The 13,057-nt window shown below is 60.3% G+C and carries 9 protein-coding genes; 1 reads left to right on the top strand and 8 read right to left on the bottom strand.

The genetic code is table 11. The features are described 5' to 3' along the window. Nucleotides 1-637: 637 nt before the first annotated feature. From ABV518_RS04845 to ABV518_RS04830, 4 genes are all read right to left on the bottom strand, one after another. On the bottom strand, nt 638-1,099 hold the full coding sequence (locus ABV518_RS04845; RefSeq protein ID WP_367765685.1) for a hypothetical protein: 462 nt from the start codon (nt 1,097-1,099) through the stop codon (nt 638-640). Nucleotides 1,100-1,397: 298 nt separating this feature from the next. Beyond that, on the bottom strand, nt 1,398-2,027 hold the full coding sequence (locus ABV518_RS04840) for a TetR/AcrR family transcriptional regulator (protein ID WP_367765684.1): 630 nt from the start codon (nt 2,025-2,027) through the stop codon (nt 1,398-1,400). A gap of 10 nt (nt 2,028-2,037) precedes the next feature. Continuing rightward, nucleotides 2,038-4,512 carry a glycoside hydrolase family 3 C-terminal domain-containing protein gene (locus ABV518_RS04835; RefSeq protein ID WP_367765683.1) on the bottom strand — a complete coding sequence of 825 codons (2,475 nt, stop codon included), beginning with the start codon at nt 4,510-4,512 and terminating at the stop codon, nt 2,038-2,040. A 20-nt stretch (nt 4,513-4,532) separates the two neighbouring features. Beyond that, nucleotides 4,533-5,813, bottom strand: a complete 1,281-nt coding sequence (locus tag ABV518_RS04830) for an MFS transporter (protein WP_367765682.1) — start codon at nt 5,811-5,813, stop codon at nt 4,533-4,535. Between the two features lie 303 nt (nt 5,814-6,116). Here ABV518_RS04830 and ABV518_RS04825 point away from each other — a divergent pair, with 303 nt between their 5' ends. After that, nucleotides 6,117-6,875, top strand: a complete 759-nt coding sequence (locus ABV518_RS04825; RefSeq protein ID WP_367765681.1) for a sulfite exporter TauE/SafE family protein — start codon at nt 6,117-6,119, stop codon at nt 6,873-6,875. A 1,519-nt stretch (nt 6,876-8,394) separates the two neighbouring features. Here the strand turns inward: ABV518_RS04825 and ABV518_RS04820 are convergent. The 4 genes from ABV518_RS04820 to ABV518_RS04805 all read right to left on the bottom strand — a co-directional run bounded on the left by ABV518_RS04820 (nt 8,395) and on the right by ABV518_RS04805 (nt 12,791). Next, nucleotides 8,395-8,613, bottom strand: coding sequence for a hypothetical protein (locus tag ABV518_RS04820; RefSeq protein WP_367765680.1), 219 nt, complete (start codon nt 8,611-8,613; stop codon nt 8,395-8,397). A 123-nt stretch (nt 8,614-8,736) separates the two neighbouring features. Then, complete coding sequence (locus tag ABV518_RS04815; protein WP_367765679.1) at nt 8,737-9,774, bottom strand: NADPH:quinone reductase; 1,038 nt, start codon at nt 9,772-9,774, stop codon at nt 8,737-8,739. A 470-nt stretch (nt 9,775-10,244) separates the two neighbouring features. Then, complete coding sequence (locus ABV518_RS04810; RefSeq protein ID WP_367765678.1) at nt 10,245-12,254, bottom strand: glycoside hydrolase family 3 protein; 2,010 nt, start codon at nt 12,252-12,254, stop codon at nt 10,245-10,247. A gap of 312 nt (nt 12,255-12,566) precedes the next feature. Beyond that, the gene (locus ABV518_RS04805; RefSeq protein WP_367765677.1) at nt 12,567-12,791 is read right to left on the bottom strand and encodes a hypothetical protein; all 225 of its coding nucleotides are present in this window, start codon (nt 12,789-12,791) and stop codon (nt 12,567-12,569) included. Nucleotides 12,792-13,057 lie beyond the last annotated feature (266 nt).

The raw sequence follows: 13,057 nt of genomic DNA, 5'->3' as shown, positions 1-13,057 counted from the left end.
TTGGCGCCAGTGTTTTCCAGGGACTCCGCGAATTTGCATGCTGTTCTGTTGAACCTGTCTGGCAGTTGATGCGGTTTCTGCTTTGAGTGCCTGGTCCTTAGGTTGGCTACTGTCGTTGCCTGTGACGCGGTTTTCGATTTCACGGCCGACGCCTTCAAGGGAGGCGCAGGCTTCTTTCCCGGCCCGTTCATACCGTTATTCCATTGAAGCAAATCGAGAGCCTGTGAATCCGCCTTCGGCCGGGGGCTTGGTTTCGTGCATCTCCTTCCCTAGCGCCGCAGCGATGATGCAAACCAGTTAGGTTCTCTGGTAGACGCACGGACGTTTCGATGGACATGTCCGGCGTAGATCTCCTCACCATCCGTGATGAAAGATCGTCGAAGTGCACTTGTTCTCGGCAGATGGTCCAGCGGAGGATGCCTTCTGGGGACAGCCCGAATACCCCGCCCAGCAGATTGGGCAGTCAACCAGCGCTGCGATTGGCGGCAGACCTCGGACAACACGGTGGTCTCAGTAACAGGACACGTCGGCTTGGGCCGCTCCCATCCGGACGCGCAGGTTCATATCCCTCGGCCTTCTCTGGGATGGTATCGACCTTCTATCCCCGGCGATCGGTACCAAGAGGAGATGCGTGGGCCTAGGGAAGATAATCAAACACGTGCTCGGACCATCTCCACACCTGCGGACCAGTGATCAGCCGTCCGTGAAAGGTGCCGAGGTTCAAACACCTGGGTGCTGGTTCTGTCTTCCAGCATTGGTATGTTCCCGTGTATCGAATGGCGGGGCCGTCGTGCCGAAGGCTGAGGTTGCTTGTTGTGATGAAGATGGTGATGCTGTCCTGGACGAATCGGTCGATTGTTTCTTCGGGAGTCAAGAGAAAGAGTTCGCCGTCAAAGTCTTCCGCTAACGTCCGCGCGCCCTGAAGCGCAGCAATTAGCCCTGCCCGATCTCTTCTGCTCAACGAACCAAAGAACGCGGCGAGCAGGTTCTCGACATAGTGCCGGGCAACGGGAAGGCTGGAATGGAACACCATCTCCTGATGGGCTCCAGCGAGAAGGGCAGTGGGCACTCCCCCTTCATCGAGGCAAGCGATGTTCATGTCAGTCGAGCGCAGCCGGGTGATGAGTCCATTGTTGCTACCGGGTCCATACGGTGAGGGCAGCAAGTAACCAGCCCAGGGAGCGCGCGTCCGGTACTGGCCCCGCCAAAATGCCTTCGATAAGAGCCGTGATAGTGAATCACCGGAAGTCGTGCCCCTTAGTTGTCCGCGGTCTTAACTCGTCCTATGGCGAGTGCTGCTCGTAGCGCTTTCACATCCTGCTCGACTTTCCCCATAGTTGCGCCCCTACAAAGAGGAAGTTCCACGTGTAGCCGGAACTTCCTCTTTGTAGGGCTTTCTAGCTCCAGGTCGTCTTGATGCTCTGGATGAAGTTTCTGAACTGCGCCACCATGGAGAAACTTCCTGGGGCGCACAGCCACTGCAGCTGAATGCCATCCAAGACGGCGATGGTGTTGTTCACAAGGAACGTCACGGGGGCGTCTTGTTTGACCTCGCCCCGGATCTTCCCTTGTTCGAGGGCTTCACTGAGCCACTGGCGCAGGCTGCTGTAATGATCCAGGAGCCATTGGTGTGCTGGGTGTCCAGGCTCTGTAGCCTCCGCCGATAGCCTGACAAAGAGTCCTACCCAGTCAGGACGTGTGGAGTTGCGGGCCACGAGCGAAACGAGTGCGTCGAATGCCTCCCACCCAAGAGGAGCCTGTTCCCCACCGAAAAGAAAATCTGTGTCCTCTTTGGAACGGTGCTCAAGGACGGCCGTCAACAAAGCCGTCTTAGAAGGGAAGTGGTGGAGCAATCCGGATTGAGAAAGTCCCGTTTTTGCGGCGACGTCGGCAATCGAAGTGCCGCCGTAACCGCCGACGGCGAAAAGTTCGATCGCGGCATGGATCGCCTTGAGTCGCGCGGCTTCACCGCTGCTTCGCCGTCGGGGCCGTTCCCGTTCGATCCGATATCCCGCTGGATACGACATGCTTACTCCTTTAAGTCCCAGCCGTCACGGCTGTGTTCTGAACGAGAGACAGCTCAAGTCTGACATCACCAAGGCCACGGGCGACCACGATCCGGCCACCTGTGATCTCCTCCCAATGGCATGGAGGAGTATGCCAAACCCGTTGTGCCCGACTGTCGCAGCTCACCTCAACGGTGGCTTCCTCGCCCGGCTCGAGACGCACCTGGCACCAGCCAATGAGCCGAGGCGAAACGGTCGGATCATCCGCGAAACGATAAACTTGGACGGTCTCCGTTCCTGGGTACCCTCCGGCATTCCCGAGGGTCACCTCAACGGCAGTCACATTTTCCTCTTGGATGGCAGTAATCTCTGCTTTCTTGTATTCCCACTCGGTGTAGCCGAGACCGTGGCCGAACCAGAACAGGGGCTTGTCCGTGGACCGGCTCCAGCCCCGATAACCGACGTTGGTGCCCTCGTTGTAGGGAAGCTTGCCGTCGCGTGGCGTGACGGACCATGCCGGTCCTTGGCCATCGCGTGCCGGGAAGGTCGTCACCAGACGGCCGGCGGGCTCGATGTCCCCGGTCAGCGCAGCAGCGATGGCGTCGCCCGCTTCCTGTCCGGGCAAACCAGCGAACAGTACGGCGTCCACATCCGCGATCCACGGCATAAGCACGGGCGTGGCAGCGTTGACAACGACGACTGTGCGCTTTGCCACCGCGGCTATTGCGGCGACCAGGGCATCCTGGTCACCCGGGAGTGCGAGGGTGTCCTTGTCCTGCCCTTCGGTTTCTTGTTCCTGGGTATTACCGACGACGACGATGGCTGTGTCCGCCCCTGCAGCAGCTGCCACGGCGTCACGGATTGCTGCGGCACTGTTCTTAAGTGCAGGCTCTGCCACCAGCCCGATGAGGCGGTTTTCGTCTTCGGCGTCCGTGACGGCTGTTATGCGGGCACCCGGTTCGACTTCCAACGGTACCGCGTGGCTTTTTGGACGGAAAAAGCCGCCGCCGGGACCATTGTGGAACGGCGTCCGTACCGATTCGCTGTGTCCGGGAGCAGAAATCGTCCAGTTGCCGGCTCCCCGGCTGCCGATCATCATCTTGGCGCGATTAGCAATTGCCAGATCCGCGGAGAGCTCAATGGACGCTGCCCCTGCAGCCCAGCTTTCCGCGCTGATTTCCAGCTCTGGGACGTCCAGGTGACGGGTCTCGAGCAGTTTTCCTTCCTTGTCGAACGTGCGTGCGCGTGCTCCCCGTGTTCCGCTCACCGGATCCCTCACAAGATCGGGATTCGCTGCCAACCATTGCGTTCGGGTCTGGACGCCGTCGACGACGGTTACGCGGTCCTCGCCAAGGGCTGCGATGATGCCCTTTGCGGCGCTGATAACGTGGGGCGGCCTCACGATAGCCGATCCGCCGCCTTGCGCAACCGTGTCAATGGCATGGCGGCCGATGACCACAATGCGATCGTCAGAATCTTTGCGGAGCGGGAGGGTTCTGTCACGATTGACCAGCACCGACATGCCGCCGGCGGCGAGACGGCGGAGCTGCTCCCGGCGTGTTGGACTGTCGGGGCTAGGCACATTCCGCGCCCAAGTGCGGGTGCCAGTGAAGGCGCCCACCCGGTGGGCGAGCCTCAGGAGCCTGCGAAGATGGTCGTTTATTGTCTCCTCAGTGACGTCGCCGGCTACCACAGCCGCCTCGAGGGATCGACTCCACGGGGTATCCGGGCCTGGCATGACCAGGTCAAGGCCGCCGTTAGCGCTCTCGGCGGCCGTCTTGGTGGCGAGCCAATCGGACATCACCAGCCCATCGAATCCCCACTCCTCCTTCAGGATCTTGTTAAGGAGCTGATCGTGTTCAGTGGCGGTGGTTCCGTTAATCCGGTTGTAGGAGGCCATGATCGTCCACGGTTGGGCATCCTCGACAATAATTTGGAAAGGCAGCAGATACAGTTCCCGGAGTGCAGAATCCGAAACCACCGAATCCACGGTTGTTCGTTCGGTTTCGGATTCATTGGCCAGGAAGTGTTTCGGCGTTGCGCCGATGCCACGCTTTTGGAGGGAGCGCACGTAAGCTGCCCCGAGATGGCCCGTGAGAACGGGATCCTCGCTGAAGCACTCAAAGAGGCGCCCACCCAGCGGAGTTCGATGGAGATTCACAGTTGGGCCAAGAACCACATGCGTCTGTTGGTCCTCGGCTTCATCGGCGAGGATCTGTCCCACTTCGTCCATGACGTCCACATTCCAGCTCTGGGCAATGAGGGTCGCGTTCGGCAACAGGCAGCTGACCCGTCCACCGACAACCAGTGGCCCTCGCACCCCTGTTGGCCCATCCGACATAACTATTTCCTCAAGCCCGATCGCAGGCTCGCTCCAGAGGCTGAACATCCGGGCCCCCGAGAGAAGCTTGACCTTTGAAGTCAGGTTCAGGGTTGCGATTGCATGTTCAATTGCCTTGTTGCTCGTGTCACTACTCATTCGTGGACTCCTGTCCCGTTTGTTCACTTGTGGAAAGATGCGGCCGCTTAGCGGATCTTCTTCACAGGGAGAATGGCCAACGCTCCCAGAAGGGCTATTATGGCCGCCACGGTAAGCAGGACGTCATAACCGCCTCCACCCAGTCCGAGCAGCGCTGCGGAGATCGCGGGGGCGATTGTCTGAGGACCTGCCATCGCGATGTTGAAAACACCGAGGTCCTTCGCTGCGTCATCCGGGCTAGGTAGAACGTCGATTACGAGGGCGAGGTCAACTGCGACGTAGATACCGAAACCAACTCCAATAACAAGTTCCGCCCAGTAGAAGCCGGATGCTGAGCCGGCCTGACTGAGCATCCACGTACCAATGCCAAAGATAATGGCTGAGGCCCAGATGAAAACCTTGCGACGTCCAAGCCGGTCCGAAAGCCAACCTGCGAGCTGGCCCGCGACCATGAGTGCGATGGTGTAAATGAGCACGCCGGTTGCCATAACGCTGGCGGCCTCAGCCTTCTCCAGCTGCAGATCCTGCTGCAGGTAGAGGAGCCGGAAGGTGACGAACATGAACATCGCCAGCACCACAAGGAAACGGGATATCCACGCGAAGGCGAAGTCCGGGTGCTTGGCAGGGTTAACCCAGAAGGTCTTCAGAACGGTGCGGAACCCGCCTTCCGATGCAGGACGACGGGACATTGGCTGGTCTGGCAGCACAAAGGCGAAGACAACCACGAGTAGCAGTCCTACGACTCCCGGCACAAGGAAGAGGAGAAGCATGTTTTGGCCCAGGAAGCTGGCAGAATAAGCTGCACCCAGACCGGCAGCTTGCTGAGCGATGCCGATCATCCCGCTGACCTTGCCGCGCTGCCACTGCGGAATCTGGTCCGCCAGAGAAGCAGTATGCGCGGCAACTGCAGCGTTGCCAAGTGCCTGAGCGAAGAACCATCCGAGGCCCAGGACCATGACGTTCGGCGCGAGAGCGATAACGACGAGGCTCGCCATCAACCCCAAAGAACCGAAGACCAGCCAAGGGCGCCGGCGCCCGAATCGACCAACCGTACGGTCGCTGAGCCGACCGAACACCGGATCAAAAAAGAGTGCCGCAAAGGCGCCCATCGAAATGACCGAGCCAAGGGTTACGGCCACGTCGCCAGGAGCGACAAGTGTCTGCACCTTGAGAGTCATCCCGGCCAGCGCCGGCGTGCTAAGAGCAAGCATGATGCCCAGTCGGGCGGCCACCATCGTGGCGATAACCCTGGCCTTGGCCTTTTCTTTCGGAACAGGGACAACAGGGGACGGCAACGTCGCTCCTGCCGCCGGATCAGACACAACCATGGGTCTCATCTTTCTATTTGTGGTGGGGGATCGTAAGACCAGATCCCGACGTGATGGAAACCACAATATCACTAACAGACCGTTCACTCGGTCTGTTAGTGGTAGATTCTTTTCCTGGAGGCTGGGGCCCGCGGTGTTCGGGGTCATGGGCACAGCTCTCATGAGTATTTACAGACCGACTACTCGGTCTGTACCCTTGAATATAGGAAGCCCTGCCGATATGCGGTCCCGGGACATCTTTGGCTATCAAACACGGCCGGAGTGGCGGCTTCGAAAATTCAACGAGTGATAGGAGTCAATGCGATGCTGATCAGCGTTGGACTGCTTGGTTTGGTCATCGGCGGACTGACAGGGTTATTGGGCGCAGGAGGCGGAATCCTGGCGGTCCCCGCACTGGTGTACCTAGTCGGGATTCCTCTTGGGACGGCTATCTCCACTTCATTGGTGATGGGCGCTGTCGGGCCGGTGGCTGCCCTCCTTCCACGCCTGCGCGCGGGCATTCAATGGCAGACTGTGCTTGCGGTCAGTGCCGCCGGAATCCCTGCAGCGTTCGTCGGCACACTAGCAGGGGCTTCCCTTCCGGAGAACGTCGTGTTGCTCGCCTTCGCAGTCCTCATGATTGCCGCCGGCATACAAATGCTCCGAAGTCGCCCCCGCGGCAAAGACACCGTCATTTGCCCGAAGCTTTGGCTGGTGCGTGGACTGGCTGTAGGTGTGCTCGTAGGTTTCCTCACCGGATTACTCGGAATCGGAGGCGGTTTCATCACCGTTCCGGCACTCATGCTGATCCTCGGTCTCCCGATTGGACTGGCTATTGGAAGCTCGCTCGTCATCGCCGTCATCAACTCTCTTGCCGGAATCATTGCGCACGCGGGAACCACAAGTCCTGACTGGGCAGTAGCAGTAGCATTCGTAGTGCCAGCCATGGCGGCGGCGCTGGTCTCGGCGCAACTATCCAAGCAGGTCAGCGGGCAGGTCCTTCAGAGATCATTCGCCATCCTTGTGCTAGTGGTCGCCGCAATCACCATCATTCGGGTAATCCTCACTGCAACGACCTCCTGACCGGAAGAGCACCACGTTCCACACGATCGTGTTCCACAGTCGATAGCCATTTACCGACCGCAATCTTCGCTCAACAGCAGCCCAATTCCACACCCACAAGAGCGATCCTGAGCGGGCCGTGCCCCACGATTCAGGAAATGCGTATGTCAGCAGTTGTTCAAACCCCAACCCGACGTCAGGCAGCCTCGCCCGAGATAGAAGGTTAGGGCCATTTTCACGTCTATGGACGCGTCGCTCCCCCACTCTTGTACTCCAACCTGACAGTCTGGGTCGAATGCCCGGGGACAACGCCCTGACTCCACCGCCAACGTCTAAACGGAAGCTCAGGCCACCGGAACCCAATAGTCGCCTCAGCGTGAGGGCTACGCCAGATGCGACCCTTGCTTCGACCAAACCACCACGGCATGCTTCGAGTCCAGGAGCCCGATTACAGCTCTCCCCCATCGCTCTGGATCCTCGTTCCACTCATGCGAATGCCCCGCAGTGTCGAACGGAACGACACTGAGGACGTCCGGGCGCAGTGTGCAACTAGATGGGTCCTGCAACCCCGTGACCCACCGCAGCGTCGGCGGCGAATGCAGCATTCGTAGACCGAGCGTTGCAAATATGGCACGGTAGTCCACTGCTTCGGCGTTCGCGGTTAGCGTCGTCTGTCAATCCAGACGGGCGCATCCAGGATTCCTCCCGCATTGGAATCTTGGGGAGGCTCTCAAGCGCTGCACGAGCGTTACTTCGGCACGCGAGCCAGAGACGGCAATATGGGCGGAGTGGGAACGCGATCCGTTCCCCTCGACTTCGTGCGGGCATAACCGCACTTCGATTACTGCCGGAAGTTACAGCGCTGACATGCAGGCACGACTCCAATTTTTAGGTCGAGCCTGCTAGTGCTGTTGAGGCCGTAGTTGCCGGTGGCTGGGTCCACCACGACGAAGGAGCGGACGTCACAGCCTGGGACTTCGTGCGCTCATGTCTGGTTCCGCGTAATTGGGAGTGACACGACCGCCCAATTCACGTCGATCGTCCGTGGCCCCCTGAGTGAAGAGGGCCCTGATGACCTCATCGGGTTCCCACCGCTGGGCGCAAGCGGGCTGGTCATGAAGCGCAGGCGCGGCATGAACCGATCTCACCAAAGGATCCCCAGAACCTTGACGTGATCCGCCGCTACATCCGCTGGCACCACCAACGACGAATGAACCTCATGGACGAAGTCACCCCCGGCACCTTCCTGCGCGCCATATAGAGAAGTCACCGTGGCCATCGAAAAAGCATGGCAGGAAGAACGGCCCACAACCCGTCGCATTACCGCGCGCTTCCCTCTCACATCCAATACCACGTGGGTATTCCGCGGCGCCTCTCCCAGGCGACACATCCCCCTACACCTCACAACGCGCCTCAGCAAACTGCTCAGCACACGGGCGGCGGGGCTCCGTACTCTCCACCAACTCACCAAACTCGCACCCGTGGCCATCATCGCCGAGGCATTGGGTTACTCGCCTACCACCATCGAACGCCACGAGGTTCAAGTTGTTATCCAATCCCCGTCGGTCGCCAGAGCCGCGCGACGGACCTGCTCCCAATCAGCTTCTTCCCGGGCATTATCGTCAACAACTTCCACGTAGGTACGGAAACCGTGTTCATTTTGAGTCAGGACAACGGACAGCGCATCGGCCCAAGCTCTAGCATCGGCGAAGCTCGTGCGGACCAAAAGTGAATTCGCTGTGCTTGAAAGAATCGGCATGTCGTTATCCAACCACGCGAATCAGGGTCGCTCCGAGAAACGATTAGATGTTGTTTGGGCCCGGGTGCTACTCCCGTCCGCGAATACCCGCGCACGCCAGCTAGAAACGGGCAGGGAATGGCGTCAAGAGTGGCTGCCTGGTGCGACGTCGATGAGCACCTTCCCGATGGTGCCTTGCTCCACGGCGTCATGTGCCGCACCGGTCGCTTCGAGCGGGAAGCGGGTCAGCGGCAGGCCATATTCTTCGCCTACGCGCAGCGCGCCGTCCTTCAGCGCCTCGGAGACGGCGTCGACGGCGTGCTGTTTCTGCTCATCGGTGACCGTATAGGTGAGGATGAATTGGTACCGGACGTTCTTTGTCATGCTTTCGCGGATGGGAACCGTCATTGATTCACCGGGATTCGCCCCCGAGTAGATGGCGATGGTCCCGTTTGGCTTGAGCACCTGCAAGTCGGAGTCAATGTTGGCCGGAGCGTTAACGTCTACGATGGTGTCGACACCGTCAGAGGCGGCTTGGCGGACGGCAGCCACGACGTTGTCGGTGCGGTAGTTGATGACGGCATGGGCTCCGGCGAGGCGCGCGAGTCCAGCTTTCCTCTCTCCGCTGACTGTGGTGATGACGGTTGCTCCGGCCCACTTTGCGAGCTGAATGGCAGCGTGCCCCACTGCCCCTGCTCCGCCGGTGATTAGTACCGCTTTTCCCTTCAGGGACCCGGGGGAGAGCCTGGCAGGTCCGTCCTCGTGCGAGGTTAGCGCCCGGTGTGCAGTCAGGGCGGGGATGCCGATGGATGCTCCTGTTTCGAAGGATTCAGTACCCGGAAGAGCAACGGCTTTGGCCGCTGGTACAACGGCATACTCTTGCGCGGTGCCCTCATTGCCGCCCCCGGCAACGTCCCACAGCCAGACGCGGTCGCCGATGCTGAATCCTGTCACTCCGGAGCCGATCTCATCGATCACGCCGGCTCCGTCCTGGTTAGGAACCTTCGGTGCCAGCGGTGTACCTCCTCGTCCTCCGCCTGCCCGGGACTTCCAGTCGGTAGGGTTCACCCCGGAGACGACCACTCGGACGCGGACCTCACCCGCGCCGGGAGCAGTCATCGGCTTGGCCTGAAGCTTCAGCACCGAGGACGAACATGTCTCTTCGTACACAATCGCTTTCACAAACTTCTCCAATATGTCGGTTTCGTTGATCCATAGGTGCCCGTACGGCGAAATGATCGGAAGGTCCTGAACCTGCTCGGGTAGCCTCGGGAAATGCGGCGGGTTCCGGAATCAGCGGGCAGGAGCCCGGCTCCGGTGATTAGCCCTGCTGTACCACCGAAGATGCCAGCCAGGATCCATGGGCGGCGCATGCCATCCTTGAGCCGGGGTCCGATCGCTCAGCTTTCCGAAGAAGGGTTTTCAAACATGGCCAGGAGAGCCCTCATACCGGTGACGAGAATGAGAGCACTCCGGGCTTTCCTGCGCGACGACGAAGCGGTTGCTTTTTTCGGTGGCAGGGATACCAGGATCGGGGCGAGCGGGAGGCCTGGATGCGCCAGTGTATAGAGTGTGACGAATCGGCCCCATGGGCTCGGTGTTTATAGCGGCCTGCGAGGTCAGTTGTGACATGGTCGTTGTTTTCTTCGGTTTTAGAGTGCCGCAAGGCGGCGGAAGAGATTATCCCTGGCTTCCGATGCCATGCCGCCAGCGACCATGGTCACGACAGAAGCGATGTCCATGCCGAGTGAAATGTTTACCATTGGGTGGGTGAGGAGCTGGGGCAGGTGTTCTTTGAGAAGAGCTTCGGCCTCTGGATCCTTCAAGAGGAGCCCGACACTGGTTCCTTTCAGCCGGTAGCGCCCACCTTTTGGACGCGCCAGGGAGGTGGATGCCTTCTCCTCTGCCGTGGGGTGAGGCCGCGGGGTCCAGCCCTGGTACCGTAGCCCGGCGCCGAATTCGAATGCCGGGTCGGCAGTGTCCGAGGGGACGTCGGGGCGGCTCGCTTCGATGGCCGCCATCGATGAGGGCAGCTCGAATGGCAGCTTGCCTTTGGGTTCGGCCTCGCCGAAGAGCACCTGCGCGAATGCTTCGTCACTTGCCCCGAAGTTTACAATGAGGGAGCTGGCGAGGGGAACAAGAGGGGTCAGGATTGCCGCCCGGTCCAGATATACGTCAACCACAGTGGGGACGACGTCGCTGACGGCCTTGACGTGGGCAATGTCGTCGTCGGCGAAATCGAGGGAACCTGCATGGAAGAACGATTCCAGGTCCCCAGGATGCCCACGCTGCTCAAAAGGCGCCGCCAGACGCAGTATGGCCACGTCGGCCTCCTCAGGCGTGGCCACGACATCAGCTCGACCGGCCAGCGCAGTGGGATCGAGGCCTTCGACATAGACGGAGATGCCCTTTGCGAGCGGCAGTTTGGCTGCGTTCGTTGCGTTTACCAGCAGGGTATGTGCGGAGGTCTGTGCCGCCATTCCTGCGGCGCGCGCTTCGGCTGTCCCCACGGTGCGTTCGGCTTTATCAACGTCGACCATGGGACAGTCGAATAATCCCAGAGCGAACTTCTCTTTCAGCAGGCGGCGCGCGGATGCATCGATCCGGTCCTCGCTGATCTTCCCTTCTTTGACGAGCCGAATAAGGACTTCCGGGCTGGATTCACCGCCAAACTGGTCAATGCCGGCGTCAAGGGCCCGGATCATCCGCTCTTCGAAGCTCAGGTGTTCCACGCCCCACGGGGTTGCACCTAATATGCCCCAGTCACTGCAGACGATTCCGTCAAATCCCAACTGCTTTCGGAGTAGATCAGTCACAATTTCCTTGTTGAAGCTGAAGCCGACTTCCTCATACTCAGTGCCCATGGGAACCCCGTAGTACGGCATGATTTGGGAGATCCCGGCTTCCAGGACATCCTTGAATGGCTGCAGGTGCATGTCCCACAGCCCTCCCGGGTAGACCTGCTCGCGTCCGTACTCGAAATGCGGATCCTCGCCGTCGAGCTGTGGACCTCCCCCGGGAAAGTGCTTGCCCATGGCAGCGACCCACTCTGCGCCGGCCTTGTCGCCCTGAAGGCCGCGAATGTAGGCGACCGCCAGGCGACTGGTGACCTCCATGCTTTGCCCGTACGTTCCGCCAGCACGCGACCAGCGGGGATCCGTGGCGAGGTCGATCTGCGGGTGCAGAGCCACGGAAATACCGACGGCCCGGTATTCGCGACGAACCGTGGCAGCGAATCGTTCAGTCAGCTCCGGATCATCGAGCGCGCCGAAACCCAGCTGCTCAGGCCACTGGGAGAACGGGCCGGCGGCCAAACCGGTACCGGGGTTGTTCCCGAATCCATGACGCGGGTCACTCGAAATCGTCACCGGGATGGCAAATGGCTGCTTTTTCGCCTCCAGTTGGACTGCGTTCGCCCATTGGGCCATGTCGCGTGCGCTGAGCGCCTGAAGAGTATTGAAGTGATTGATACGGCGCTCAAACAACGTACGCGTTGAGGGATATCCCCCCGGACCGGGGGCGTCGAAATCACCCATTCCGGCGAGGGGCTGGAACATCAGGCCTGCCTTATCCTCCAGAGGCAGGCGGTGGAGCAGATCCTCGGCACGCTGCGCCGGGCTCAGGATCGTATCTTGGTAGGGGTAAAGCTCAGAATTAGGCACGTCTAGACCTGCTTTCGGCTGTTGCTAACTATGGATCGGCACCCTCGTGTCCCTGCGGTGCGTCGGTATTTTGAAGCCATTTGCCGCCTCTTGACGAAACAGCAATCCAGCTCGGACTGTAGACGGCATTTTGGACTTCGACACGCTGGACTCCTGTGTAGGGCTGGCGGCTTCGCGACCATCCCTGTGGCATTCCGTGCCTGGCACTGTGGGGATCCGACAGGGCAAATCCCCGGGTGCAGACAGGTGCCGGCACCTGGCGGTGCGCGCAGTCCCTCTCGGCGATGCTCTTCATCGCCTTCCATCCGTGGGTCACTCCTGCGCCGGCGCGCAGTGCGGCGGCGACAATAACGGCTTCTGCAACATCGGTCTTGGTGGCTCCGGCGGCGATGGCACTTTGGCGTGATCTTCGATGCAGTAGGAGCAATGCGTGGTGACAGCTACGCTCACCGCAATCTGCTCGAACGCGCAGACCATTGGCGACTCGGCTTCCTTGAGATCGGTTATGTAGTGTGCGTCCGCCTGATGGTCGTGCATTTGATCATCCTTTCATCGTGTGCGCGGTTCCCGGCGCTGTTACTGAAGAGTTATTCCCCTCGTTGCTCGCAGGCGGGCAGTAAATGCTGCGACGCAACGGGGTGTGGGTGTCCCGTGAGGTCGTTTGCGGCCCAGATGCGCGGGTGGGAGATGCACAAGTGCTCACAGGCACTTCGCCGTGGAGTTTCATGTCCTGTTCTGTTGCTGCAGGTGCATGCTCCGCGTGTGTCTGTGCTGTGAGGGTGTGCGCGGAGGCGCCTGCAAGG

It is taken from the genome of Arthrobacter sp. HS15c (assembly GCF_040812005.1).
GTDB lineage: Bacteria > Actinomycetota > Actinomycetes > Actinomycetales > Micrococcaceae > Arthrobacter.
The sequence above is the reverse complement of the archived record's forward strand: the minus strand, read 5'-3'. Positions and strand labels throughout refer to the sequence as shown.

Bases quoted from the DNA above. Each gene is read 5' to 3' on its own strand.
- ABV518_RS04845 (WP_367765685.1), bottom strand. From the start codon at position 1,099: ATGAACATCGCTTGCCTCGATGAAGGGGGAGTGCCCACTGCCCTTCTC.
- ABV518_RS04840 (WP_367765684.1), bottom strand. From the start codon at position 2,027: ATGTCGTATCCAGCGGGATATCGGATCGAACGGGAACGGCCCCGACGG.
- ABV518_RS04830 (WP_367765682.1), bottom strand. From the start codon at position 5,813: ATGGTTGTGTCTGATCCGGCGGCAGGAGCGACGTTGCCGTCCCCTGTT.
- ABV518_RS04825 (WP_367765681.1), top strand. From the start codon at position 6,117: ATGCTGATCAGCGTTGGACTGCTTGGTTTGGTCATCGGCGGACTGACA.
- ABV518_RS04820 (WP_367765680.1), bottom strand. From the start codon at position 8,613: ATGCCGATTCTTTCAAGCACAGCGAATTCACTTTTGGTCCGCACGAGC.
- ABV518_RS04805 (WP_367765677.1), bottom strand. From the start codon at position 12,791: ATGCACGACCATCAGGCGGACGCACACTACATAACCGATCTCAAGGAA.